Below are 24,101 nucleotides of genomic sequence, written 5' to 3' on the forward strand. Positions count from 1 at the left end.
GCTCAGGTTCTCCACCGTCACACCCGGTGGGATTGTTGGGTTTCTCATCGTGAGTTACCGGTTCAATATTCCAGACAGACTCGCGGTTCATTTAAGCATCCATGCCCGCCCTGAACTCCGGGCACACTATAAGTAATATCTGTGACCCAGACCTGATTGGCCCGGACAACAGTAAACTGCCGCTGCACGCGATTAGGGGCAACCACTGAAGGCCGGCCGGCGATACGACGCGGCGCTTTATAGCCGCGTACGGCTTTGATCCGGTTTTGTTGCATAATACGACCCACCCGGTTTTTGCCGCAGGTTTCCCCGATTTCGTTCAGGTCGCCATGAACCCGCCGGTAACCGTATACGCCTCCGCTCAGTGAATATGAGTCGCGGATAAGCATCAGCAGACGCTGGTTATCTTTATCACGCGCCGAGACCGGGTTGTGCAGCCACGCATAGAACCCGGCCCGGGCGACATTCAGTACCCGACACATCGTCATCACACCCCATACAGTGCGGTGTTCATTGATAAAGCGGTACTTCAGTCGGGCTCCCTTGCAAAGTACCGCGCGGCCTTTTTCAGGATATCCCGTTCTTCTTCGGTGCGTTTTAGCTGCGCCCGGAGTTTCAGGATCTCGCTTTTGGCTTCCAGTAAATCCCGGGCATGCTGTTCGCTGTTATCAGGTTTGATAGCCCGTAGCCACTTGTAGAGGCTGTGTGCAGAAACGCCCAGACGGTCGGATACTTCGGCAACGGAATAACCGCGTTCTGTTATCTGACGGACGGCTTCTTCCTTAAATTCAGGTGTAAATCGTGGTGTGCCCATACGCTCCTCCTATGCTCAAAAACTATAGGGCAGGATCGTCTACCGGGGCGGGGTCAGTCCAACTTACAAGTCGGCAAAAATTCCCACGTCCGCTTCTGGCTCAAAACGGACCGACTTAAGAGATAAAGTTCCGCTGTGAGCGAGATGCAGACAGTAGTAACGTTAAGCACTTTCAACGTCTTTACGATTTTCAATCCAATATTGGCGATGATTTTTCAGATGAGTTGTTAACGGCCAGTTTTGCTTATCTTTAGGTAACCTGAGATTTCGGCCATCTAACTCTGTATATTCTGTTCCGGCCAACTGTTCTGATATCCTTATTTTCAACTCGGTATCAATCCAGAGCAAACCGCGGTCAAACAGAGTATGGATATCTGTTTTCAGTAACAGCCCATGCTGAGCACGGGTATGCCAAGCTCCTGCGTAGGGGGTAATATGTGCAGCTTCAAGTAACACTTGGATTGAACAGCCCGTTACTGCACATTTACCCTCATAAGCTTCAATGAGCTTTCGTCTAAATACTGGTTGCCCTTCTCGAATAATTACCTCGCGTAGGGCTTTAAGGCGAAAGTCACCTTCATCTTCAGGCAATTCATTGAATAATTCATCTCTCGCTTCAACTACCATCCTGTCGCCTGGCCTGGGGACTGCAATCTGAATTGGCGTCTTACCATCATCGCCAATGTCCCATATGCCGTGCAGCTCCTGCACATACAGTTCATACCGTGTATTTCGTAGGTTTCCACTACGAAATAACAAATCGTATGGGCTACCCAGGTCAGTCCGAGCGCTTTTTCGGCTACCAAGATATCGATACCGGGAGTTGCTATTGACGGTTAATGCATCCAGTTGAATGCGAATCTCGGTCTCTTTCAGGGGGGCATTGCTGTTACGGATCCACTTAACAATATTTGTAGCAGAAGCGGAATTCAGTTGTGTCACGGCATACCATACGCGGAGATATTGCGGATAGTGCATTTCTTCAGGAATTATACCAGACACATCAACATCAAACGTTGAAAAATTATGATGACGCATCCATTCTCCCCACTGGCGGGAATGGGTGCTAATACCTATGCGATGGGGTTCGCGTTTGCCAATTTCATCATTGAATTCCTGTCGGGAGGGTGCTCGACCGAGTTTCTGATAAAGCTCATTACAGCAGTCCCACACTGCCCGTACTAACAGACCCTGTGGGTATCCATCTTTACTCAGGTTCAAAATGTTCTCCTTCAACGAACATATCATGAGAATAGCAATATCCAATTCTGACACTAAATCCCCCGGATAGCATCAGGCGGTTATGAGTGAAAAGCGGAAGTTGCGCGTGATCATTAGTGGACGAGGAGTGGAGTAGCCAGCTTAAAGGATAACAACCAAAGCAGATGTGACTAACACCATCAACTTATGAGCCGGATGTGTATTGCCTTTCAAACCCTCTGAGCATATTAGTATCAACTAATTGCAAACTATGCCGATACTGACAGAATGACTATCATTTAATGATAATGAAAGAAGGAAACTTGAATTGTACAGAATGACAGGAGTTGCTGTTTTAAGTCTTACGCTGATGGGATGCAGTTCTATGCCCTCAGAAAACAGAACGCAGTACCTGATAACGGAAATGCGGTCACCAGTTTCAGGACCAACCACAGTAACTGTAACCGCGGAAAGCCTTCTGAAAAAAGACAATACCCGTAATTTGCTACTGTACGCACTCCGTCCGTTGCCTGGTAAAGTATTCACCTCTGATCTGGACAGAAAATTTGCAGCAGCGACGATCTATATCGATTTTTACCCACATAAAGGAAACAGTACGGCCGAAATCAGTGGTGAGATAAATTACTATGATCACGAGCAATACGTGAATGCCCATCTGGTAGGAGGTGTTGTCAGGACAATACCACTTGCACCACAGACCATCCCGCTGACACTCAATAAGCCATTATTAATCAGTCTGCCACATGGCATCCACTATTCCGTCATGCTGACGGACAGCCAGCCTAGAACATAGCTCCGCTTAGTAAACTCATGAGGACGAAATGGCGAAAATATGGCACAAAATTAAATCGGTTTTCATAGCAGAACCGGAAGATGCTTACTGGGATCAAAGAGCGACCAACCTTGACTATCTGGTGAAGAGGCACACAGGTGAAATTATAGTTGATCCTACCACCGCGCACTTGTCCCTGGATGAACGGGCCAAAATGGCAGTCGGTACGGTGGATTTCGAGACGATGCTTGCAGACCTGGAGATATCAACAGATTATCGTTCACTCAATCCCAATGATATTGTTGTGGCAGTCTGCATTGGGATCATGGGAGTTGGAGCTGCGCAACTGACAAATCACTATGCAGATGCACTTGAAGAGAAATTCGTAAAGCTGCATGAGAATTTTAAGCCTAAGGATAAAGGCCCCAGTCCCTTAGACTACCGGGCAGGTGGTAACCATCGTTCAATCTTTGGGCACGACTTTAATCTCAATCAGAAACTGCCTGACGGTTATACGTATGGCGGGCAAGATGTCGGAGGGCAATCGGTCTATTCCCTGGTACTCAAGTATCTCGAAAGTAACTTTCCCGGTAGCAGTGGCCTCGGCCTGCATTTGAAGGCAATACTGCATATTCTGACCCACTATCTTTCCGATTTACCCACAACGAAAGGTCTTCCTCTGCCCTTTTCTTCTTTTTTTACAGAGTGGAAAGAGGACCCCACCAAAGCTACAGGGTATGCAGCCTCGAATCCTTTAATGGAAGCTCTGGGAGATGAGTACGGAACTATTAACGCAGCTGATGCATCCACCTACGCTGTTATGAAGATGCTCTTACTATCTTATGGCGCTTTTGCCCACAGGGGACTGGATACTCCTGAAGATGAAAAAGAGCTGCATAAGACGCAACTTGCGGTGATCGCTTATGGCACTGCGCTTGTTATACAGATGCTTCTGCTGGTAACAGGAACTCTTGGACGAACCGGAAAGCTGAACTACCTTATTGCCGGTCCGTTCCTCTGGAACAGCGCCCGTTCGGTGTTGATAGTCCATAAACAGCATCGTCAGGTCATGACTCATTATGAAAAATCTATTGCCGTACTTAATGACAGCGAATCAAATTTTGACGATTGGATAAAAACTGTATGCGCTTAGTAAACCATGCCACTAATACAAAAAACTTTTATCATTTTGAAGACTCCGATGATTGTTGCGAGCCTGCTGTAGTAACAGCAGCAGCTGAGCGTTTGCGGCAAAGCAAAGATCTTAATGCTGCAGATGTCGCCCAACTGGAAACGATTGTCTCGCTTGAACTGCTGAGATATGAGTACGCTTCTGGCGAAATGCCGGTGGATGATTTAAAGTCGCAGATACAAAAATTGCGTAATAATTTAATCGATGTCCATGGCCGGGAACCTTTCGATAATGGCAATATAGACAAAGGCTTCTACACATTTCTGAACGAGGAGTATGGTCTTGTCACAAAGTAAAAACATCCTGGCCGCTGTTGGGTTATTAGTGACGGCTATTTCATCAGCTTTTGCAGGAAAAAAAGCTTCGGACCATCTTGAAAAGCGACGTAAAAAGTCGCTTGAAAAGGAAGAAGATGGGATCGATAAAAAACTCAAAAAGGACGGAAAATGATTATTTTATTTGTTGTTATTGCAATAATTGCTTTTGTTATTATATTTGGCGCCAATGAGGTGCCCAGACGAAGAAGGCATCAGGCGATGCAGGAGGCAAAAAAGAAAAGGTTTCGTGATAGTGACCAGAGATGAATGATATAGTATTACGATCAAGGATATGTTGCATATTGATGATGCTAATACAATTAGCTTAAAAAGCTGTAGCTAAGTGTTTAGCCAGAGTTAACTTTCTAGCTTCAACGGTCCTTGGTACAAAAATGTCATCATACGAGGCATTGTAAAGAATTCCGGAAGATACGACATCCATACCTTCCGGACAATAAATAAACAGCGTATTTGTTCGCTTTACAGCATTTTAACATGCCATTAACGCCGGAAATATTAAATTAAACTTAAGTTAAATTGCCTGGGTTAATCTTAATATGCCTGGAATTACACCAGGCACGTGGCCTTCAAAATTACAGAATATTCTTTAACTTAGCCTCATCAATCCACGTTCGGAATTCTTCAAGAAGATTATCGTAAAGTGCTTCATCGCTAACGGTTGCGAAATTATCCATGGCAAAGAAGTGCGTGTTATCGATCTTACGATCTGTAAAATCATCAAGGTTTTTCAGGATGCCATAATTCGAACCTCCGAGGCCGACAAATTTCCAGAAGATTGGATAATTTGCGGATCGACGAATAGCATCTTTTATCGCTTTTGTTTTACTGATGCCGCCGTCCGTGATGAATACGATATAGACAGGTAGCTTACTGTCCCGGTAGTAATCAACAATCTCCTCCATCACTGGTGGCTCGTTGTTCGTACCACCCAAGCCAGGCAGTAATTCCCACCTTGAGCGTTTGCCACTCCCCTGAATGGTTTCGACATAATTATCGAGATTACTCAGCGTGACATTCAGATATTTTCGGTGCTTTTCAGCAAAGCCCCAAAGATCCATTTCACCGTCATCATCAAACTGAACGGCAAGAACAGCGATGCGATCCAGTACAGACTGCACATGCCCTCTTGAAAACTCTCCGGTCATTGAGCCAGAGGCATCGAGCACAAACGCTACGCTCGCCTGCAGCGTATTAAGCTTGTGCTTGGTCAAGCTGACGGTCGCTTTTTTTGCAAGGCTGACCAGGCGTGGCGCTTGTTTCTCCAGCTTTTTCTCAAGACTTATCGTCGGAGCTGTTGAAGGTTGAGGAGCCGGTGTCGGAGCTGGAGATGACACGTCAACACCGTAGCTGATGGCCAGCGGCTCAAGCCCGCCATTGAAACCTTGGCCAAGCGCCCGGAGCTTCCAGTTGCCGTTATGACGATAGACCTCCGCCACGATGATGGCTTTCTCGCTGCGCCCTGCCGTCTCGGGATCGAATGATGCGATGCCGGGTGCCTGCAGGCTCAGCTGCTGCAGGCCGGTAATGGTATCGCTGCCATCGATGACGAGAGTTAAGGCAATTTTCTGAACAGCCGGTGATACACGGTTAAGTTCAATATGCACGCTTGATTGCTGTGTCCCAGGAGTCAGTTTAACGGCGCCATCCGGTGAACTCAGATTATTAAAAAAGATGAAATCGTTATCACCACTCACCTTTCCCTGTGCGTTGAGCATGAAAACGCAGGTATCGGGTTCGCCGCGAAAAGCCGGTCGCACCGGATATCGCAGGTTGAGCGTGATAGAGGATGAAGTTAGAGGGATATTCTGACCTGACTGTAATTGCATGGCTTCTGCTCCTTGTTTAATAACCGTAGTCTCTGCCACCCTTTACGCGGGTTCTGGCCTGCAGCGCCGAAAGACATTCGTCACGCTTTTGTTTATTGGAAAAGTTGATACGGCGGGACCCAAAATCACCGTGAATGTAGAAATTGACGCCTTTCTCTCGGGTGATATTCGATATTTTGCGTATCTCTATGCTGTCCTGCTCGCCCATTCTGCTCAGGAACCTGAGGCGAAGCCAGTCACCCAGTCCCATATTGCCTATGTCGGCTGGGAGGATAATTGTTCTGTCGTTGTCATTGAAGACGATGCCGAAGTACTCAATGGCGATGCGCTCAGCCATTTTTTTCATTGGCCATATCATGACAATCGGATAGAGAATGAATAAAACTCTCGCAATGTAATGTGCGGTTCCTGGCGATACAAATTTAGCCGGAAGTGCACTCAGTTGCAGAACCAGTACGGCTGAAACCACAATTACAGCAATGGAGGCACCCAACGTTTTAAACAGAACGCCAATATCGTAAACACGCTGGATGTTTGGTATTGCTGAGTATTTTCTTTTTAATTTTCGGTAGAAGAACATCCCGAATATCAGAAAGGGCAGGAACACAAAAAACGCTACAACAAAAAGTAGTATTACAGCCGAACCATCATCTTTTTTCTTTGCCATGTGCAGACACCTATAAAAAAACCCCAGTGACAGCACCGGGGTTGAGTATGTAATTATTATTAGATATTAACACCGTGCTGGGATGCCAGCGCCGGTAATCCACCTGCAAAACCCTGGCCTACGGCTTTAAATTTCCATTCGGCGCCATGGCGGTACAGTTCGCCAAAGATCATAGCGGTTTCGGTGGACGCATCTTCAGACAGATCGAAGCGTGCGATTTCAGCAGCATTATCGTTGTTGTAAACGCGCATGAAACTGTTGCTCACCATACCGAAGTTTTGCTTACGGACTTCGGCGTCATAGATGGTGACAGCGAATACCAGTTTTTTAACGTCAGCTGACACTTTGGTCAGATCAATTTTGACCGACTCATCATCGCCATCCCCTTCACCAGTACGGTTGTCACCCTGGTGTTCCACGGCGCCGTCAGGACTGGTTTTGTTGTTGAAGAAAATGAAGTGCTGATCAGAAAGCACTTTACCGTCATCACCTACCGCGAACACAGACGCATCCAGGTCAAATGGCTGACCGTCGGTGACACGCGCATCCCAGCCCAGACCAACCATCGCAACATTCATGGTTGGTGCTTCTTTAGTAAGGGATACGTTACCGCCTTTAACGAGAGAAACTGCCATTGTTAAGCTCCTGCTATTAATTAGGGTTTGGGCTGAATGAACAGCCCGGGGACAGAAAAGCGACTTTTATCAGGACGCGTTAATGCCGTACTGAGCACACACGGAAGCCAGGCCACCAGCATAACCCTGGCCGACCGCACGGAACTTCCATTCGGTATTGTGACGATACAGTTCGCCAAACAGCATGGCGGTTTCTGTGGAGGCGTCTTCAGTCAGATCATAACGAGCGACTTCAGTCTGGTTATCGTCGTTCACCAGGCGGATAAACGCACCGGATACCTGACCAAAGCTCTGTCGGCGGGCCTGTGCATCATGGATCGTCACCACAAACACAATCTTATCCACGTCTGCCGGGATAGTATCCAGTTTGATTTTCAGGGATTCATCATCACCATCGCCTTCACCGGTACGGTTATCACCGGTATGGGTAACGGACCCGTCAGCTGACTTCAGGTTGTTATAGAAAATGAAATCTGCGTCATTACGAACTTTGCCACTGGCGCTCAGCAGAAACGCAGAAGCATCCAGGTCGAAGTCCTGCCCGTCAGTGGAACGAGCATCCCAGCCCAGACCAACCAGAACATTTTTCATGGTTGGAGCTGCTTTGCTCAGGGATACGTTACCGCCTTTAGAAAGAGAAACACTCATAGTTCAGCCTCATGCATTAGTAATAGAATTAGTGAAATTCTCAGGAGATTAGCTCTCCTTTCCCTCTGTTTCTGGTTTGCCCGGGAACATGACGCTTGCAATGATCCCGACGGCTAGGACACCCAGCACGACGTACAGGCTGGTGGTGGCCGCAATATTATACCCGTGGTGCCAGATATGGTCTGTTGCGTTCAGCCCCAGTTTGGCAGCGATGAAGAACAGCAGTACGATAACGGCTTTCTCCAGATGCACCAGATACTGCTTCAGGGCTTCGAGTACGAAATACAGGGTACGAAGGCCCAGGATAGCAAACATCATGGCACTGTAGACAATCAGTGGCTCACGGCTGACGGCTATGATGGCCGGGACCGAGTCAAACGCAAACATGACATCGGAGAGCTCCACTACTGCCACACAGAGCATCAGCGGCGTGGCGTAGCGCCATGCTTTCTTACCGCGACCGATGGTCACATCTTTGTTTTCAGGTTTTGCCAGCTCGGCATCCACTTCTTTCTGAGAGAGAAGGAAAGCGTGACCCTGAAGTTTTGGCCAGATCGGGAAGAAGCGTTTAACCATCCGGTATGCAAGATGCTGCGAATAGTCTTCCACTTCCTCTTCATCACCGCCACTTCTGAGCATCATGACAGCCGTCCAGGCCACGATGAGGGCGAATACCACTTCAACATACGGCCCCAGGCTCAGCAGGCCAGCACCGATGGCCACAAAAATGCCCCTGAAGACGATGGCGCCAATAATGCCCCAGTAGAGCACACGGTGACGGAAACGATCCGGTACCGAGAACCAGGAGAAAATGGCCATCATCACGAACAGGTTGTCGACAGAAAGCACCTTCTCCAGTGCATAACCAGTGACAAACAGGCTTGCGACTTCAGCACCGTGGTGAACGTACAGGAACCCGGCAAATGCCATCGCGACAATGACCCAGAACACGGACCACAGCGCGGCACTTTTCAGCGAAATTGGCTTGTCATGACGGTGCATGAACAGGTCAATGAAAATGGCACCGAGTGACAGCGCAATAAACACTGTGACTGTCTCAACCGGAAAACCAATATGTGTCGAAACCATAATTTACCTTTAAAGGATGTATCTCAGAGGCCGAATTCAGCCGGGTCAAAGCCGAGCGCGACAGCGATTTCACGTGCGGCTGCTTTCTCATCCGGGTCAAAGTTACCGTCGCTTTTGCCAACAGCAATACCAACGCGTAATGCCAGTTGTGCGGCTTCAGGCTGATCTTTCAGCGCCAGGATGTACTTCATGGTTTCACCTTTACCAATCTCAACATCGAAATCGAAACTTGAAACCAGTTTGTTGAAGAACTCGATAACCTCATTGGTATCGAAAATTTTCAGTTCTTCGGAAGCACGCAGAAAACCCATCATTTTCTGTTTTTCTTCCGAGCTTACGCCGTCACTGGCGGCAGCAATACGGGCGCAGACAGCGACTGTACCCTGCATGAACTTCTTATTTTTGAAACGGCCAACCTGACGGGTCAGTTCGTCGCGCCCGGAATTAAGCGCACCTTTAACTTTGTCGAAAAAACTCATGGTTAAATCCTTTGATGTGACGTTATTTAGAACCGGCGCTCCAGCGAAAGCCCCAGTTAAAGGCTTTGTCCATTTCAGACTGGCCTTTGAAATACTGGTTGATTCGCTCCACCTTGATGGCGCCATTTTCGTTGACAAGGCGGGCAATCGCACACAAGGTGCGACGGTTATCGCCTTCTGTCAGCCGGGTTTCAATAGGCGGCTGATCCGGAACATGGATGGTGACGATCCCATCTGTTTTATCCCAGCTGGCCGCACCTTCGTAAATGAAGGCATAGATCAGGACCTCACGAACGTGCTTCCATTCGCGGCCGTTGATGTGCAGCCATTCACCTGAAGCATTGTCGCCAGTACGATCATCGCCCTGCAGCTGAACATAAGGTTCGTCATGATAATCACCGAAGGCATTACCCAGCGCCTGTATTACCGATTTGTAACCGTCTTCCAGCTCTACAAAGGCACCCAGATCCAGATCAATCCCTTTGGAACCAAACATGCCCCTCAGTCCTGAGCTGCCGCTTGCGCGATTCCAGTTAAGATTGATACGGATCTCGCCAAAGTTATCGCGTTTGGCCAGGCTGATTGCTGGTTTCTCCTTGGTCAGGGAAACCTTGCTCAGGCTTACTTTATTAGCTGCCGGAGCTGGTGCTGGTGGCGTAACGGCAGGCGGCGCAGTTGTAGTGTCCGGAGCCGGTGAGTCTGCGATATCAACACCAAAGTGTTCCGCCAGCGGCTTTAGTCCGCCATTGAAACCCTGAGCAACGAAGCGGAATTTCCACTCGTTATTACGACGATAGAATTCACCCAGAATGAGCGCAGCTTCCTGACGGCCCGTTAAATCCACGACGCCGCTAACCAGACGGGTTGCACCCTGCTCTACGTCAATAGACAGATTGCGAAGACCAGCAACGGTCTGCCCACCGTCACAGGTAACGGTAAAGGCAATTTTCTGGACATCGGTCCTCAGCCGGTTAAGAGCGACAGTAAATGTTGAATACTGTCCCTCACTCACCAGGCTGACAGTGCCATCATCGTTGCGCAGCTGGCCGTAGAAGACCATATCCGCATCCCCCTGCACTTTTCCGTCTGCATAAAGACGAAACGCAGAGGCGTCAACCGGACCACCTGAGGTGATTCGAACCCGGAGCTCCTGTGATGGTACGGGGGCATTGCCCCCCGGCGTCAGGTTCATTAGCGGACTACCGTTGAAACGATATCGGAGTGCATATCGGTAATGGTACGACCGCGGCATGGGTGGCCATGGGCCGTGAAGTCCCAGTTGCCATTATTACGACGCAGGGACGCAATAACGATGCCGGTATGGGCGCCCTGCTCGGTCAGCTGATAACGGGCGAGTTCTTTGTTGGTCTGATCAACTACACGGCAGAATGCATTATCGACATCGTTGAACGACTGACCACGGAAGCTGTTCACGGTAAAGGCCAGGTACTCGACATTTGCAGGCAGTTTGCTCAGATTGACATTGATCACTTCATCATCACCATCGCCTTCACCTGTCAGGTTGTCGCCGCTGTGAACAACAGCCGTACATTTGGATTTCAGTTGTTGGAACCAGACGGTGTCGATTTTGTTTCCGGCGCTGTCCATGAGGACACATCCGGCATCTAGATCGATGGAACCACTGCCACCAAACAACCCACCCAGCAGCCCTTTTTTCTTAATTGGATCCCAGCCAAGACCAAACTGAAGCTGGCTGAGTGCAGAAGATTGTTTAGTGAGTGAAACCGTCTGATTCTTGCTTAATGAAACCATATTTATTTCCTTAAATGGTGATGAGAAAGTTAACCCAGAGATAACGCTTATCCACTAACGTAAAAAATCATATCATGATGAAGTTCTGAGGCAAGAACAAATTTTTAGGGTTTTTTGATCCAGGGCTGTATTTTCGCTACATTGTTGCGCACTTAAATCTTTCAAGTTGCTGAAATATAAGTGTATAAACTCCCTGCATGATCACAGTCACAGCGTTGAAAATGCCCGCATTTAACAATCATATTATGATTGACATCAACTTAAGACATTCTTAGACTCTCATAACCGCCTTAACAGCTTGAACTTATCAGGTAATAACTTAAAAAATGAAAAACAAAATTTGGCTTATGGAAGGACTTTCATCACAGCGTGATATTATTCAGGGAATGAAGTCTTTCGCTAAATTTAATAACTTCAATCTTGTTGTTTATGCCTCTCATCGTCACGAACGTAATGAATTGCTTGCCGTTGCTGACTGTGCGCTAATCGAACCCTCTGACCCGGAAAGCCGCCTTGCTTTCATTCTCGACACTATCGGGAAACACGGGATTAATGCTGTTCATACGGGACGAAATAGTCAGTGGTTCGAACAGCATCGTGCTGCAATCGAAGCGTCGGGCACTACGCTCACCACTGGCGCGACGGCTTCTGACTGGCTGACGCTTGCCGACGATAAAGTTACTTTCGCTGACTTTATGCAGCAATGTGGACTGCCGGTCGTCCCTTCTGTACGCATCAACTCGATTTCGGCGCTGCAGGACCATCTTGCTAATCCTCCTTTTGCGGATACTCCGCTATGTGTCAAACCCGTCACGGGTATTTATGGCATGGGATTCTGGCGTTTCGATGACGAGGCCTCCTCCATGGCGGTATTCAACAACCCGGAAAACCGGATCGTGAAACCCGGCCAGTATATTGCAGCGCTGAGCGCCGCTAAGACGTTTACCCCCCTTGTTTTGATGCCGTATCTGCCTGGACCCGAATATTCTGTCGATATTCTGGCGCACAAGGGTGAAGTCCTCGCAGCTGTGGGACGTCGCAAAGAAGGTGCGCTTCAGTATCTGGTGAACTGCGGCGAAGCATACGAGCTGGCCTGTAACTGTGCCCGGGCTATGAACGCGGACGGCCTCACCAATGTGCAGACGCGTAATGACCACAACGGCAAGCCAGTGCTGCTTGAGACGAATATGCGTCCGTCAGGTGGGATTGGATACACGTTGCGCAGCGGCGTAAATCTGCCGGGGCTGTTTGCCTTCCACCAGCTGGGCCTGATGTCGAAAAATGAAGTGATGGATAACGCGATGGTTTCCTTCAAGCCTGCAACGGTGCGATCCATTACCGATGTCATCGTCTATCCAGCCGACCTCACCAACCGTATTAATTAAGGCTCACTATGTCACTGTTGAACGAAGACACTGTTTATCGACGTGCATTGTCATGCGGCACGATTCAGGTCACACGCGCCCGGGGCGAGATGTCCCTTAACGATCTTTTTGATATTGCTGAGCGCCATAACCCGAAACGTGCTTTTCTCTTTGTCAGCAAAGTGCTGGGCAGACATATTCCGGTTCCTCCTTCGACAATGCGTCAGGCATACCAGCGTCTGGCCCGCCAGTTTCCGGAGTCCGTTCCCGGACCGGTGCTGTTTATCGGGATGGCCGAGACTGCGGTAGGTCTCGGGGCTGGCGTGTTTGATGAACTTCGCCACCAGTACGCGGATTCCGTTTACCTGACCTCAACGCGCCATCCTCAGGACGGTGAACTGCTGTGTGAATTTAAGGAAGAGCACAGCCATGCGACAGATCATCTGATCTACCTGCCCGCTGAGGCGGAAATGCGCCGCAGAGTGACCGAAGCGCGAACCCTGGTTCTGATTGATGATGAAGCCACAACCGGTAACACCTTCATCAATCTCCTTGCGGCACTGCGCAATACTGGCCGGTTGCCACAGCTGGAGCAGGTTGTGGCTGTCACACTCACCGACTGGAGTGGTGATGCGCTGGAAACGCGTTGTCCTTTGCCGGTGCGCACGCTGTCATTGGTCAGCGGTGCATGGCAGTGGGAACCCATCCCGGACGCGCCCGTCCCGGTAATGCCAGCGGTGAATGTGACTTCCCGGGGTAACTTCCCCATCACCGGCAAACAGTCCTGGGGCCGACTGGGGATGACGGCGCCCGCTAATGACCTGGGCCGTAATATCACCATCTCACCGGGAGAACGCGTGCTGGTGCTGGGCACAGGTGAATTTGTGTGGGAACCGTTCCTGCTTGCTGAGCGTCTGGCCGAGGCCGGTGCGGATGCGTTTTACAGTTCCACTACCCGATCACCGATAGCCACAGGCTTCGCCATTCAGTCGGCTATTGCCTTCACGGATAACTATGGTCTGGGCATTCCCAATTTTTTATACAACGTTGCGCACCAGCGGTTTGATCGCGTTCTGCTTTGCACCGAGACGCCAGCGGCCAGCGTGGACAGTCACCTGATGAAGACGCTGGCAGGAGTAGCCGCCAGTGTGGAGATTATTAGCTATGAATAAACCCGTTGTCCTGAGTGACCTTGATGACACCCTCTTCCAGACCCGACGCAAAATGGTGGATGAGCTCGCGCTGGAGCCCTTTAAAACCGGAGCGCTGGACAGAAGTTTAGCGCCACGCAGCTTCATGACTGAAGAGCAGTCCATGCTGGTGGACTGGTTACTGGAGCAGGCTGAACTTATTCCGGTGACGGCCCGCGGCACTGAAGAAATCAGCCGCGTGCAGATCCCCTTCCACTCTTGGGCGATTACAACCCATGGTGCCGTTATCCTGAACCCACAGGGTCAGCCTGACGAGGACTGGAAAGCGCACATGTTGCAGAGCCTGGCGCAGTACGAAGAGAGGCTTATCTCCATGCAACGTGCGATCACAGAGATGATGGAAGCCAGGGGTATTAACGCCTGGGCGCGACTCAACTATGAATATGACGGCACACCCGTCTATCTGGTGATGAAGCACCGCGACAGCACACGGCTTGATGAGCTGTATGCCATTGCAGACGAGATTGAAGCGGTATTCCCGGTCGCGGACTTCTATATCCACCGTAACAGCAACAATGTTGCCTGGCTTCCTCATCCCGTGGAAAAAGGTCTGGCCGTTACCTGGTTGCTGAACAAATTACGTGCCGAGCGAGGTGTATTCCCGGTGATTGGGCTCGGTGACAGTCTTAGCGATCACCGCTTTATGAAGCTCTGCAGCTGGTACGGGATCCCGCGTCAAAGCCAGTTCGCTGAAGCCGTCTCAATGAAAATTTTTGGAGAACTGTAAGATGCAGCCACTCATTCCTTTTTCGGGCTCTTACGACGCCAGTGATGTCCAGTTCCTGCTCAAACCCATTGAAATGGAAATGACGCCGGTTGACCAAAAAGAGGCGCTGATCCAGTCCGGCAAAAAGCATTATTCAGACATGCTGAGCCAGGAGCCTGCCCCTACCTCTTGGCATCTGGATCTATTCTCACGCGCACTGGATCGTGGCGCGGCCCGACTGGCACACGAAGTAACACAACTTGCCCGCGAACTGGCCAACCGCTTTGGTGATGAACCCATTATTCTGGCAAGTCTCGTCCGGGCCGGTGTGCCTCTGGGCGTGATGCTGCATCAGACGCTGCGGGACATGGGGAAAACATCCTTCCACTACGGGATCAGCATCATTCGTGATCGCGGCATCGATACCGCTGCCCTGGATATCATTGAATCCCGTCATGGCACACATGGCATTGTGTTCGTTGATGGCTGGACCGGTAAAGGCGCGATCACGGGTCAACTGGTTCGCTCCCTGGAAGGACGCAGCGGTTATCCGGAACACCCCCGCCTTGTGGTGCTCGCTGACCCGTGTGGCTGCTCCTGGCTGGCGGCAAGCGATGATGACTGGCTGATCCCGTTCGGGATTATGGGGGCGCCGGTATCAGGCCTTATTTCACGCTCTGTATGGACTACTGAAGGGTTACACGGCTGCGTCGTGTGCGAACATCTGAATGAGTACGAATGCAGCCGCTTGCTGGTCGGGACGGTTGCCGATTATCGCGAAAAACTCGATCCCGCGGCTGTACCCGGGCTCGACTGGAATATGGCAGCGAATACCGGTCTGTGGCAGAAGAGTCGTGATGTGATCGCCCTCCTTGCTGACAGGTATGCGGTCGACAGCATCAACCGGATTAAACCGGGTATCGCTGAAGCAACCCGCGCCGTATTACGCCGGGTACCCGATCATGTGTTTGTACGCTCAGTCAGCGATCCGGATGTCGAGTTACTGGTAGGCCTGGCCCGCGATAAAGGGATCATCGTTACCGAAATGGGTGACGCACTTGGCCAGTACCGGGCCGTGACCATTATTAAAAAGGTGCTCTGATGAAAAATCGCCTCTCGCCCTGGAATCTTGGCGCCACGCTGTACATGCCCGCAACCCGTTACGATATTGAGGGAGCTATCCTGGACGGCAAGATCCCGGGACTTCGCTCGCTGGTCATTTGTCTGGAGGATGCGGTCAGTGAAACAGATATCCCCCGGGCGCTGGAAAATCTGAGACAGCTGCTGCAGCGCCTCAGCCAGGAAAAATTACGTGCCGGTAACCAGGACTGGCCGCTGGTGTTTATTCGCCCGCGACATACGGAAATGGGGCAATGGCTGGTTCAGAATGTCGACCTGAGCGCCGTTGACGGTTTTGTACTGCCAAAATTCACTCTGGCCTCGTTGCCGGAATGGTGGGCGGCAATGGCAGACACGCACCTTTGTCTTATGCCGACCCTTGAAACCGACGACGTGTTTGATGTCCTCCGGATGCGTGAACTTGCGGAAAAGCTACTTTCTCATCCATGCCTTGATCGGCTCATTGCCCTGCGTATCGGCGGAAATGACCTGATGAATGTGGTCTCGCTGAGACGGCCGCGGAATCTGACACTTTACGACGGGCCTATGGGCTACGTGATTAAAATGCTGGTGTCAGTATTCGGTCCGCGTGATTTTGCGCTGACGGCGCCAGTCTGTGAGCATATTGACGATCATGACATTATGGCGCGGGAGCTGGCGCTTGATATGGCGCATGGGCTGGTGGGTAAAACGGCCATCCACCCTGCTCAGATTGATGTTATCGAAAACGCACTGAAGGTATCAGCAGGCGAACATTCGGATGCGCTCCGGATCCTCAACTCCACTCAGGCTGTATTCAAATCGCAGGGCGCGATGTGCGAACCGGCAACGCATCGCCGCTGGGCAGCGAGCATACTGGAACGAGCCCGGATATATGGCATGATCCCGGAACAAAGCGCAGAGGGTATCAGACTGATGCCACTGTCACAGAAAAACTGAGGATGTCGTAATGGGATTTCGATTTCGTAAAACGATCAACATCATTCCCGGCGTACGGCTGAACTTAAGTAACGGCGCACCGAGTCTCAGCGTAGGACCGCGGGGGGCGTCTGTATCCATTGGTAGCCGGGGCACTTATGCCAACCTGGGTTTGCCGGGTACCGGCCTGAGTTATCGCACCAGACTGGATAGCTCAGCCCGCTCACGTACTGCCCGTAGCGCACAACCCGATCCTTCTATTCGGCTGGAGCTCGAAAAGGAAGTGGGCGCACTGATGTCTGTTGTGAGCAGTATTGCCAATATCCATGAGCTGACGCCGGATCCCCGCCAGGGTATCAGCTGGTCCGAACTGGAAACAGAATATCTGGCCAGTCGTCAGAAACCCTGGCTGGTACCGGCGCCGGTACGTCCGGCGAAACCTGAGTTGATGCCCTTACCAGAGCAACCGGATGAGAGCACTAGTGCAGGATTTTTTGGGAAATGGTTTGAATCCGATGCGGCCCGTGCAGAGCGTCTTGAGGAGCTCAGGAATCAATGGCAGCAGACGCTGGCTGATACGGAACGAGAAAATACGCTCCGCCAGCATCGCTATCAGCAGCAGCGCACCGCCTGGGCTGAACAGTATGCCAACTGGCAATTCGAGGCTAAGGAGCATGAAAGCAGGCTGATCGCATCGCAGGCTGAAGCCCGTGACCAGTTTCGCAGGGACAGTGCTTTCTTTGAGTCCCGACTGGGTGAGGTACTGGCGCAAACTGAGTGGCCACGGGAAACTCTGGTGACGTTCGAAGTCAAACCTGAACAGTCCACGGTCTGGCTCGATGTCGATCTGCCTGAGATAGAAGACATGCCTGATAAAACTTACGGTGTGAATGCCCGCGGTACAGAAATCACCGAAAAGGCCATGACGCAAAAAGCACAGCGAGAAAATTACGCACGCCATGTTCATGGGTGCCTGTTGCGCCTGGCCGGTATTGCCCTGCATACACTACCCTTTGACTACGTGGTGGTTTCAGGTTTTACCCAGCGCATCAGTAAACGGACCGGGTATCTTGAAGACGAATACATCCTGTCATGCAAATTTAGCAGAGCACAGATGGCGTCGATTAATTTTGCCGGGATAGAACATGTGGATCCGGTGGAAGCGCTTGGAGACTATCCGGTTATCAGAAAGATGAGCACGACATTTATCTTTCAGGCAATTGAACCACTTTTTTTTGACGCAGGCTTTAACTAACGATGCAACTCAATACGCGACAGGTCCGCATTTTCACTCTGGCTAATTTACTGGGCACCGGGAAACCGGTTCCTGCCGCCGATATCATCACCAGCCTGGAATGTTCAGAGCCAACCCTGACACGGGCCCTTAAAGCACTCAGGGAAGACTATTCAGCAGAAATAAAGTACAGCAAGGCCAGTCACTCTTACCAGATGATCACGCCGGGTAACCTTGATAAAAAAACGCTGCGACGGATGAGTGATGATCTGGCAAAGAATGCCGAACTGAAAAGCACAGAGTCAGGTGGCCGCGTCATTCTGGATAAAGATAAAAAAACAGCGGTCTCTTTATCGCTGCGTATGAAAATACTGCGGAAGATAGACAGGCTTGCGGATATGGAAGGTCTCTCAAGAAGCGAGGCCGTGGAAAAAATAACGGAACGTGTGATTGACGAGCTTTTAAAGGAAAGCCGTGAAAATGAGAAGATTCGGAAAAATGAATCCCCTTAACACAAAGTAACCGACAGAGAGCATAAAATATGCGCACCCGGTAAACCATTACTCCTGCAATGGTAAGTAAAACTTTAACCGGGAGCGTTTATTTATCTTCGACCAAAGTTGCCCTGACTCAGCATTATGCTTGCCATAGCCACTATCAGCGAATACCTTACATCAAAGCTGAACTCAGATTATCTTCATATAAGGGGTAACATTACCCCTGACCCACGCTTATCAAAACACTCTCAAGTAGTCAGGGTTGATGCATTTTAAACCAGGTATATGGTATGAGTTGCCATAAGGTTTTTGTAACTAATTTTGTATTTCTAACTTTTTAACATCATAAATATGCCGGGTAAATCCCTACCTGTGATTCATTTTAAGTATCGTTCCCATCTAACATGTATGAACCCCATGCGACTTTACAACCTGTATACCAAGGCACAATGTCTCAGAAGCTCTTCAAGCGCAGTTCATTCATTTTAAGAAACATAAAGAAGTGAATCCGTTCGACATTGTTCATTAATTCAGTTGGCTTTCTGTTGATTTTATTTTTTAATGTTTCATAATCAACTGAGATTATGATTACTACCCTCTGGAGCTAAAATGTCTGAAGAACTGAAAACACTTAATAACACCCGTTCACTGCGAGCTCAGGCGCGTGAGTTGCCTCTCGAAACTCTGGAAGACATTCTGGAGAAGTTTAATGTCATCGTTTCGGAACGTCGTGATGAAGAAGAAGCAAAACGTAACGAGATTTCGGAACGTACAGAGAAGCTGAATAAGTTGCGCCAGTTGATGCTGGATGATGGTATTGACCCGTCAGAGTTGCTTGAATTCTCCACCGGCCAGACAAAACCTAAAAAAGAGCGTGCAGCACGACCGGCCAAATACCAGTACACCGATGAAAACGGTGAAACTAAAACATGGACTGGCCAGGGCCGTACACCTAAAGTTCTTGCTGAACACATTGCCAACGGCGGCAATGTTGATGACTTCTTGATTAAATGATAAAAAAGGCAGGGAATTAATCTCCCTGCCTTTTTTCTTCCTTTCGTGCATATCAACTGCTCATACTCTGAACATTCGTATTTGTTTCCGGCGCCGCATTGTCTGTTTTCTTTCATTTACTTGATTGGTTCGGCGCGTCTTGGCATCCTCAAGTAACTAGCAGAGTCGGTCAGCTCCGTCGGATTGCCAAAATAAGTGTTACGAACATCCGGCTAGCTTATGATGGTGAACGGCAGGCGTACGGGACCTCTTCATAAACAATTCAGAATTACCGCTACTTATTATTTTCAAAAACAGACAAAGACTAAGGTACGTTGAAATTTTGATTTAGTGGAGAGTCAGATCAATGATCTGTGTTCAATAAAATTGTGTTCAGTAACTGCATTACCATTAAAAACACTAAGAATATTGTTCATTTCAATTAGCAGGCATTTTTTCTGGGCCACTATTGCTCTGCAACCTCTGCGTGTAACGTTCACAAAATTTTTGAGAAGCCAGATTGTAAACTTCTACCCAGGCATACAAACGTCTGTTTAAATAAATAATCAAACAATGCAGCAAATGACTCGTTCGCATATCTCTGGCGTTCATAACGTTGAGTAAAGTGTCAGCCTACTGACCTGGTATCGCTGTCTGGCTTATTGCTATTGTCCGCAAAAAGATATCCGATTAACGTATCGGTTTTTAGACAAACGGCAAACTGTGCTGGGTCAGTGGCTCGTTTAGCCACGTCGACCTCCGCCTCGGCTAGTGAATGTAACTTTTCAACCTAAAAGCAAGGAGCACGTGGTGAAGAGAGGTAATCGAAAAGTGCTGCCGCATCCTCTCCCTTAAATTAACCTTTGTGTGATAATGATGTTCATAATATCCTTGATAATGTAATGCCAGCCAGTTCAGCAAGAAGCCTGCTTTAAACTGACCGGAACATAGCGCAGAGATTAGCCGTTCCGGCTATTCCCCGGTATGTCTTTTCGCATGCCAGTAAATCGGGTGATATTTACGAAAAATACCGGAACAAAGGAAATGGCCAGTAGCGTTCCGCTAATCATCCCGCCGAATACACTGGTACCGATCGCATGCTTTGTGCTGTCACTGGCCCCATGGTAAGCATCAGCGGAACAGTGTTTAATGTGAAAACCAGAGAAGTAATCCGTATTGACCACAAGCGCTGCTTCAATGCAATCAATGTCGCATCAATAAGGGTCTTTCCTTCTTTCATCAATTGTTTCGCGAATTCGATAACCAGAATCGCATTCTTAGCGGAAAGGCCAATCAGGGTTATCTGGCCCACTTTGAAAAAGACGTCATTCGTCATATTCGTTACGGCTAAAGCCAGCACAGCGCCGAGCAATCCAAAGGAACTATAAGCATTTCCGCTAAGGGAACGGACTAGGTTTCGTAAAGAGCAATACCACCAGTATCAAGGCGAGATAGCTGCTTTATCTACTTATTAAAATGTACCTTTGAAAAAGTAGACTTTCTGCGGTACGCTCTGACAGTAAGTTTGCCCCCGATTTTTTACGCAGCGCGCCGGACGGAGCCCGACATGATCCTGATTCCCGATGACGAACCGGAGCTGAGTCTGCCCGCAGCCAGTGAGGAATTCCTGCCGGCGCTGTCAGGTGAGAATGCCCCGGTCAGCCCGGCCCGGGCCTACCTGCTTTCACTCAATTCCCACCGCAGCCGGCAGACCATGGCCTCGTTCCTGAACATCGTCGCCGTTATGCTCGGAGCTGCCTCCCTGGAGTCCTGCAGCTGGGGCAGCCTGCGGCGCCATCACGTGATGGCCGTGACCGAACTGCTGCGCGACACCGGCCGGGCCACCGCCACCGTCAACACCTATCTTTCGGCACTGAAGGGCGTGGCGAAGGAGGCGTGGATGCTGAAGCTGATGGACGTGGAGAGTTTCCAGCACATCCGGGCGGTGCGTAACCTGCGCGGCAGCCGTCTCCCGCGCGGCAGGGCCCTGCCGCCGGAGGAGATCCGTTCTCTGTTTGCTGCCTGCGAGGCCGATGATTCCAGTATCGGTATCCGCGATGCGGCGATGCTGGCCGTCATTCTCGGCTGCGGCCTGCGTCGCTCGGAGGCCGTGGGGCTGGATTTGTGTGACATTGTCACAGATGAGCGGGCGCTCAGGGTACTGGGTAAGGGGAACAAGGAAAGGCTGGCCTATATGCCGGCGGGCACCTGGCAGCGGCTCAGAAAGTGGATCGATGACGTGCGGGGAGAAAAAGACGGGCCGCTGTTCACCCGTATCCGCCGCTTTGACACCCTGACGAACGACCGGCTTACCGACCAGACGGTGTACCATGTCCTGCAGGTGCGCCAGCGCCTGGCTGGGATTGCAAAATGCGCACCGCACGATTTAAGGCGAACCTTTGCGACCTCCATGCTGGATAACGGCGAGGACTTAATCACTGTAAAGGATGCCATGGGGCATGCCAGCGTCACCACCACCCAGCAGTACGATCGCCGCGGCGAAGCGCGCCTGCGCACGGCTCGTGACCGTCTGGATCTGATATGAACTTAATAACATACCAAGATGATAAGTTAACAAGATAGTGTGCAAAGATGCTCGCAGGCTGCGCGATTTTCTCGAATGGTTCAACAGTGGAACTTCCGTTAAAGTAGGTCTGCCGGTTATCCTGCTTCCCCTTCTGAACCGGGGTGGTTTGGATATGCGGGATGGCCGGTCCTTTTCGTTCTTTCGCCGGGTACCATATGTGATTTTGAGGGTTATGAAGCGTGAAAATCTTCTGCAACTTCAGAAAAGTAGCTGAGTAACCGGGTATCTCTCGCTGGCATACGTTCATGAGCCGGTGTTATCAGCCCCATCAGCAGAAAGCGGCCGCTATCCCACATGTGTTCTGTGTAAATGAGATAATGATCTGAGGTACGGTTGTAATTCTCTTGTCTGGCACTCCAGGTGAGCTGGAAATGCAGATTAACGTGAATATGCTGGACGTTAGCATCGACAGCGAATGGCGGGAAATCAAAGGGGGCGTCCCTTCCAAGGAGATTCGACGGTGCGCCAGTTGATTTATACGTGATGAACTCTGCCTGTAGCTGACTCTCCAGCTCAGGGTAAACGGCAAACGTGGGCTGGAAAAACGAATCCCACGTGACATGACTGTACTCAGCCGTTAACGCCATTTGGCCGCAGCCCTGTCGCCTGAATCCAGCAGGTGATTCATGGCCGAGAGGTTGATTCCAGAGTCACGCACTTCTGTCGTTCGCGTGATTTGATCAATCAGACTAAGGTAGTTTTTGGTCGCAAGACTGACCATCTTAATGGCCTTAAAGAACGCAAACTCAACAGAATTCCTGTCATACGACTGAATGATGTTTTTTTCCGGCAACATCAGAACAAAGGACTCTGCGATACCTGCGACATGGATAGTATGATTTCTGATGTCGCTGGCGACTTTGATAGCGCCGGAGAAATCGCTGTCTGCATACCGGGCCAGCTCAATGCGACTTGAGCGTAATTCTTCAGCTACGTCATTGAGAGCAACAGTGAGCTCGCTGATATCGGTTTTGTTGACTCTGGAGCCCATTTCGTAAACCCGTTCAACAATCGTAGGCTGACACGCAACCGCTTTGGGTTGCGGCTGGAAACTGGCAAGAACCAGTGCCACTGCGGCCTGCAAGTGCTGGATTTTAAATTTCACGACGACGGACTCCATAATCATCATCTCTCGACGAGGCGCTGCATTTTACTACTGAACTTAACTATATGCTAAAAAAAGTTGGTTGCATATGTGGCTGGCACAGCAAACAGGAAATTGAAATCCTCTATCTGGCCGTGGCTTTCAGGATTGCTGCCTGGAGTCTTTCAGCGGTTACGGCTTCCGGGAAAACCGTGATGGTATCAGGAGTCGCTCCGCTAACGGGCATGACGATGATCCCCGGCGTTCCGGTGAGTCCCAGCGCCTCAGCCAGGTTACTGTTTTTCTCCAGGGATGCGGTATGGTCGCCAGGAGCTGGGGTGGTCAGTCCCGCCTTTGACGCTGCTCCGTGAATATCCTCCGCCGTCAGTTTGCCTTCATTATGACCGGTGGCGTAGATGGCATTGTGATAGGTGACATAGGCCTGCGGCCCTTTCTTTTGCCAGACCGTCAGCCCCTGCTGTGCTGCCTGAAATGAAGCTTCCCAGCGACCACCAAAAATTGGCCACTCCTTAAAGTGGTAGCGGACGTCCGGCTGCGCTTTCATAACCTTCTCCAGCTCCGGCGCAAAGCGGCTGCAGAACACGCACTGGTAATCAAAGAATTCAATCACCGCGACTTTTGCATTTTCAGGCCCGTAAGCCGGTGTGTCCGGATCATGCAGAAGGTTCGCCTGATTCTCCATCACGCTGAGTGCAAACATTTTCTGCTTACGTACCTCCTGCTGTTCCTGCAGCTTTTGACTGACCGTCACGAGAATCTCCGGGTGGGAGATCAGATAGTCGGCAGCGATTTCTCCGATACGAGCCTCCTGCTCCGGACTGAATACCGCCTGAGGGGCCGAAGCGTGTGCCATTGAAACAAAGCCAATGTATGTTGTAACTATTAATGCAGTTAATTTGTTTGCTTTCATAGA

The 24,101-nt window shown here is 50.1% G+C and carries 25 protein-coding genes and 3 pseudogenes; 13 read left to right on the top strand and 15 right to left on the bottom strand.

The genetic code is table 11. The features are described from left to right. Window positions 1–128: 128 nt before the first annotated feature. A pseudogene (locus LLF79_RS23205) lies at window positions 129–814 on the bottom strand (IS3 family transposase); the annotation flags it as partial. A 162-nt stretch (window positions 815–976) separates the two neighbouring features. Next, window positions 977–2,089 carry an HNH endonuclease gene (locus tag LLF79_RS23210; protein ID WP_224435157.1) on the bottom strand — a complete coding sequence of 371 codons (1,113 nt, stop codon included), beginning with the start codon at window positions 2,087–2,089 and terminating at the stop codon, window positions 977–979. A gap of 253 nt (window positions 2,090–2,342) precedes the next feature. Between LLF79_RS23210 and LLF79_RS23215 the strand changes: the two genes are divergently transcribed. Genes LLF79_RS23215 through LLF79_RS23230 form a run of 4 tightly spaced genes read left to right on the top strand, consistent with a single transcriptional unit; the run spans window position 2,343 to window position 4,449 of the window. Then, window positions 2,343–2,828, top strand: a complete 486-nt coding sequence (locus LLF79_RS23215) for a hypothetical protein (protein WP_131638990.1) — start codon at window positions 2,343–2,345, stop codon at window positions 2,826–2,828. Between the two features lie 28 nt (window positions 2,829–2,856). Beyond that, window positions 2,857–3,960: a hypothetical protein gene (locus tag LLF79_RS23220; protein ID WP_045295106.1), complete on the top strand. Its 1,104-nt coding sequence runs from the start codon at window positions 2,857–2,859 to the stop codon at window positions 3,958–3,960. Then, window positions 3,951–4,295, top strand: a complete 345-nt coding sequence (locus LLF79_RS23225) for a hypothetical protein (protein WP_045295107.1) — start codon at window positions 3,951–3,953, stop codon at window positions 4,293–4,295. Before LLF79_RS23220 ends, LLF79_RS23225 begins: the two co-directional genes overlap by 10 nt. Beyond that, window positions 4,282–4,449 (top strand): hypothetical protein, encoded by a 168-nt coding sequence (locus LLF79_RS23230; protein WP_155404427.1) that lies wholly within the window; start codon window positions 4,282–4,284, stop codon window positions 4,447–4,449. The genes LLF79_RS23225 and LLF79_RS23230 overlap by 14 nt, the downstream gene beginning before the upstream one ends. A 460-nt stretch (window positions 4,450–4,909) precedes the next feature. Here the strand turns inward: LLF79_RS23230 and LLF79_RS23235 are convergent, their stop codons facing one another. From LLF79_RS23235 to LLF79_RS23270, 8 genes are all read right to left on the bottom strand, one after another. Beyond that, on the bottom strand, window positions 4,910–6,163 hold the full coding sequence (locus LLF79_RS23235; protein WP_045295108.1) for a VWA domain-containing protein: 1,254 nt from the start codon (window positions 6,161–6,163) through the stop codon (window positions 4,910–4,912). Between the two features lie 16 nt (window positions 6,164–6,179). Then, window positions 6,180–6,830 carry a hypothetical protein gene (locus tag LLF79_RS23240; protein ID WP_045295110.1) on the bottom strand — a complete coding sequence of 217 codons (651 nt, stop codon included), beginning with the start codon at window positions 6,828–6,830 and terminating at the stop codon, window positions 6,180–6,182. Window positions 6,831–6,889: 59 nt separating this feature from the next. Then, window positions 6,890–7,465 (bottom strand): TerD family protein, encoded by a 576-nt coding sequence (locus tag LLF79_RS23245; protein WP_045295113.1) that lies wholly within the window; start codon window positions 7,463–7,465, stop codon window positions 6,890–6,892. 69 nt (window positions 7,466–7,534) lie between these two features. After that, complete coding sequence (gene terD / locus LLF79_RS23250; protein WP_045295115.1) at window positions 7,535–8,113, bottom strand: tellurium resistance membrane protein TerD; 579 nt, start codon at window positions 8,111–8,113, stop codon at window positions 7,535–7,537. A 48-nt stretch (window positions 8,114–8,161) separates the two neighbouring features. Further along, window positions 8,162–9,202: a TerC/Alx family metal homeostasis membrane protein gene (locus tag LLF79_RS23255; protein WP_045295116.1), complete on the bottom strand. Its 1,041-nt coding sequence runs from the start codon at window positions 9,200–9,202 to the stop codon at window positions 8,162–8,164. Between the two features lie 23 nt (window positions 9,203–9,225). Beyond that, a complete protein-coding gene (locus tag LLF79_RS23260) occupies window positions 9,226–9,681 on the bottom strand; it encodes a tellurite resistance TerB family protein (RefSeq protein ID WP_045295118.1) in 456 nt (151 codons plus the stop codon). A gap of 22 nt (window positions 9,682–9,703) precedes the next feature. Then, window positions 9,704–10,873 carry a TerD family protein gene (locus LLF79_RS23265; RefSeq protein WP_045295120.1) on the bottom strand — a complete coding sequence of 390 codons (1,170 nt, stop codon included), beginning with the start codon at window positions 10,871–10,873 and terminating at the stop codon, window positions 9,704–9,706. Next, window positions 10,873–11,454, bottom strand: coding sequence for a TerD family protein (locus LLF79_RS23270; RefSeq protein ID WP_045295122.1), 582 nt, complete (start codon window positions 11,452–11,454; stop codon window positions 10,873–10,875). Before LLF79_RS23270 ends, LLF79_RS23265 begins: the two co-directional genes overlap by 1 nt. 326 nt (window positions 11,455–11,780) lie before the next feature. Between LLF79_RS23270 and LLF79_RS23275 the strand changes: the two genes are divergently transcribed. The 8 genes from LLF79_RS23275 (at window position 11,781) to LLF79_RS23310 (ending at window position 19,517) form a co-directional block, all read left to right on the top strand. Beyond that, window positions 11,781–12,839 carry an ATP-grasp domain-containing protein gene (locus LLF79_RS23275; protein WP_047365721.1) on the top strand — a complete coding sequence of 353 codons (1,059 nt, stop codon included), beginning with the start codon at window positions 11,781–11,783 and terminating at the stop codon, window positions 12,837–12,839. An 8-nt stretch (window positions 12,840–12,847) separates the two neighbouring features. Next, window positions 12,848–13,990 carry a phosphoribosyltransferase domain-containing protein gene (locus LLF79_RS23280; protein WP_045295126.1) on the top strand — a complete coding sequence of 381 codons (1,143 nt, stop codon included), beginning with the start codon at window positions 12,848–12,850 and terminating at the stop codon, window positions 13,988–13,990. Further along, complete coding sequence (locus LLF79_RS23285) at window positions 13,983–14,756, top strand: hypothetical protein (RefSeq protein ID WP_045295128.1); 774 nt, start codon at window positions 13,983–13,985, stop codon at window positions 14,754–14,756. Before LLF79_RS23280 ends, LLF79_RS23285 begins: the two co-directional genes overlap by 8 nt. Before the next feature lies 1 nt (window position 14,757). Next, window positions 14,758–15,837: a cysteine protease StiP family protein gene (locus tag LLF79_RS23290; RefSeq protein ID WP_045295130.1), complete on the top strand. Its 1,080-nt coding sequence runs from the start codon at window positions 14,758–14,760 to the stop codon at window positions 15,835–15,837. Beyond that, window positions 15,837–16,793 (top strand): HpcH/HpaI aldolase/citrate lyase family protein, encoded by a 957-nt coding sequence (locus LLF79_RS23295; protein ID WP_045295132.1) that lies wholly within the window; start codon window positions 15,837–15,839, stop codon window positions 16,791–16,793. Before LLF79_RS23290 ends, LLF79_RS23295 begins: the two co-directional genes overlap by 1 nt. Before the next feature lie 10 nt (window positions 16,794–16,803). Further along, the gene (locus LLF79_RS23300; RefSeq protein WP_227880497.1) at window positions 16,804–18,027 is read left to right on the top strand and encodes a DUF4236 domain-containing protein; all 1,224 of its coding nucleotides are present in this window, start codon (window positions 16,804–16,806) and stop codon (window positions 18,025–18,027) included. A gap of 2 nt (window positions 18,028–18,029) precedes the next feature. Next, complete coding sequence (locus LLF79_RS23305; protein ID WP_045295136.1) at window positions 18,030–18,518, top strand: tellurium resistance protein TerW; 489 nt, start codon at window positions 18,030–18,032, stop codon at window positions 18,516–18,518. A gap of 594 nt (window positions 18,519–19,112) precedes the next feature. Then, a complete protein-coding gene (locus LLF79_RS23310; protein ID WP_045295138.1) occupies window positions 19,113–19,517 on the top strand; it encodes an H-NS family nucleoid-associated regulatory protein in 405 nt (134 codons plus the stop codon). 459 nt (window positions 19,518–19,976) lie between these two features. Here the strand turns inward: LLF79_RS23310 and LLF79_RS23315 are convergent. Then, window positions 19,977–20,352 (bottom strand): annotated as a pseudogene (locus tag LLF79_RS23315) (GNAT family N-acetyltransferase); the annotation flags it as partial. A 103-nt stretch (window positions 20,353–20,455) separates the two neighbouring features. After that, window positions 20,456–20,906 (bottom strand): annotated as a pseudogene (locus LLF79_RS23320) (efflux RND transporter permease subunit); the annotation flags it as partial. A gap of 157 nt (window positions 20,907–21,063) precedes the next feature. Between LLF79_RS23320 and LLF79_RS23325 the strand changes: the two are divergent. Next, the gene (locus LLF79_RS23325; RefSeq protein ID WP_047365726.1) at window positions 21,064–22,041 is read left to right on the top strand and encodes a tyrosine-type recombinase/integrase; all 978 of its coding nucleotides are present in this window, start codon (window positions 21,064–21,066) and stop codon (window positions 22,039–22,041) included. 212 nt (window positions 22,042–22,253) lie between these two features. On the opposite strand, the gene LLF79_RS23330 is transcribed toward LLF79_RS23325, so the two are convergent. From LLF79_RS23330 to LLF79_RS23340, 3 genes are all read right to left on the bottom strand, one after another. Beyond that, window positions 22,254–22,670: a type II toxin-antitoxin system YafO family toxin gene (locus LLF79_RS23330; protein ID WP_023338064.1), complete on the bottom strand. Its 417-nt coding sequence runs from the start codon at window positions 22,668–22,670 to the stop codon at window positions 22,254–22,256. After that, window positions 22,661–23,203: a hypothetical protein gene (locus LLF79_RS23335; protein WP_224773246.1), complete on the bottom strand. Its 543-nt coding sequence runs from the start codon at window positions 23,201–23,203 to the stop codon at window positions 22,661–22,663. Before LLF79_RS23335 ends, LLF79_RS23330 begins: the two co-directional genes overlap by 10 nt. A 109-nt stretch (window positions 23,204–23,312) precedes the next feature. Next, complete coding sequence (locus LLF79_RS23340) at window positions 23,313–24,098, bottom strand: DsbA family protein (RefSeq protein ID WP_013087230.1); 786 nt, start codon at window positions 24,096–24,098, stop codon at window positions 23,313–23,315. Window positions 24,099–24,101 lie beyond the last annotated feature (3 nt).

This window comes from Enterobacter cloacae complex sp. 2021EL-01169 (assembly GCF_020733125.1).
Lineage (GTDB): Bacteria > Pseudomonadota > Gammaproteobacteria > Enterobacterales > Enterobacteriaceae > Enterobacter > Enterobacter roggenkampii.

Bases quoted from the DNA above. Each gene is read 5' to 3' on its own strand.
- LLF79_RS23220 (WP_045295106.1), top strand. From the start codon at position 2,857: ATGGCGAAAATATGGCACAAAATTAAATCGGTTTTCATAGCAGAACCG.
- LLF79_RS23225 (WP_045295107.1), top strand. From the start codon at position 3,951: ATGCGCTTAGTAAACCATGCCACTAATACAAAAAACTTTTATCATTTT.
- LLF79_RS23235 (WP_045295108.1), bottom strand. From the start codon at position 6,163: ATGCAATTACAGTCAGGTCAGAATATCCCTCTAACTTCATCCTCTATC.
- LLF79_RS23240 (WP_045295110.1), bottom strand. From the start codon at position 6,830: ATGGCAAAGAAAAAAGATGATGGTTCGGCTGTAATACTACTTTTTGTT.
- LLF79_RS23245 (WP_045295113.1), bottom strand. From the start codon at position 7,465: ATGGCAGTTTCTCTCGTTAAAGGCGGTAACGTATCCCTTACTAAAGAA.
- terD (WP_045295115.1), bottom strand. From the start codon at position 8,113: ATGAGTGTTTCTCTTTCTAAAGGCGGTAACGTATCCCTGAGCAAAGCA.
- LLF79_RS23255 (WP_045295116.1), bottom strand. From the start codon at position 9,202: ATGGTTTCGACACATATTGGTTTTCCGGTTGAGACAGTCACAGTGTTT.
- LLF79_RS23260 (WP_045295118.1), bottom strand. From the start codon at position 9,681: ATGAGTTTTTTCGACAAAGTTAAAGGTGCGCTTAATTCCGGGCGCGAC.
- LLF79_RS23265 (WP_045295120.1), bottom strand. From the start codon at position 10,873: ATGAACCTGACGCCGGGGGGCAATGCCCCCGTACCATCACAGGAGCTC.
- LLF79_RS23270 (WP_045295122.1), bottom strand. From the start codon at position 11,454: ATGGTTTCATTAAGCAAGAATCAGACGGTTTCACTCACTAAACAATCT.
- LLF79_RS23275 (WP_047365721.1), top strand. From the start codon at position 11,781: ATGAAAAACAAAATTTGGCTTATGGAAGGACTTTCATCACAGCGTGAT.
- LLF79_RS23280 (WP_045295126.1), top strand. From the start codon at position 12,848: ATGTCACTGTTGAACGAAGACACTGTTTATCGACGTGCATTGTCATGC.
- LLF79_RS23285 (WP_045295128.1), top strand. From the start codon at position 13,983: ATGAATAAACCCGTTGTCCTGAGTGACCTTGATGACACCCTCTTCCAG.
- LLF79_RS23290 (WP_045295130.1), top strand. From the start codon at position 14,758: ATGCAGCCACTCATTCCTTTTTCGGGCTCTTACGACGCCAGTGATGTC.
- LLF79_RS23295 (WP_045295132.1), top strand. From the start codon at position 15,837: ATGAAAAATCGCCTCTCGCCCTGGAATCTTGGCGCCACGCTGTACATG.
- LLF79_RS23300 (WP_227880497.1), top strand. From the start codon at position 16,804: ATGGGATTTCGATTTCGTAAAACGATCAACATCATTCCCGGCGTACGG.
- LLF79_RS23305 (WP_045295136.1), top strand. From the start codon at position 18,030: ATGCAACTCAATACGCGACAGGTCCGCATTTTCACTCTGGCTAATTTA.
- LLF79_RS23310 (WP_045295138.1), top strand. From the start codon at position 19,113: ATGTCTGAAGAACTGAAAACACTTAATAACACCCGTTCACTGCGAGCT.
- LLF79_RS23325 (WP_047365726.1), top strand. From the start codon at position 21,064: ATGATCCTGATTCCCGATGACGAACCGGAGCTGAGTCTGCCCGCAGCC.
- LLF79_RS23330 (WP_023338064.1), bottom strand. From the start codon at position 22,670: ATGGCGTTAACGGCTGAGTACAGTCATGTCACGTGGGATTCGTTTTTC.
- LLF79_RS23335 (WP_224773246.1), bottom strand. From the start codon at position 23,203: ATGGAGTCCGTCGTCGTGAAATTTAAAATCCAGCACTTGCAGGCCGCA.
- LLF79_RS23340 (WP_013087230.1), bottom strand. From the start codon at position 24,098: ATGAAAGCAAACAAATTAACTGCATTAATAGTTACAACATACATTGGC.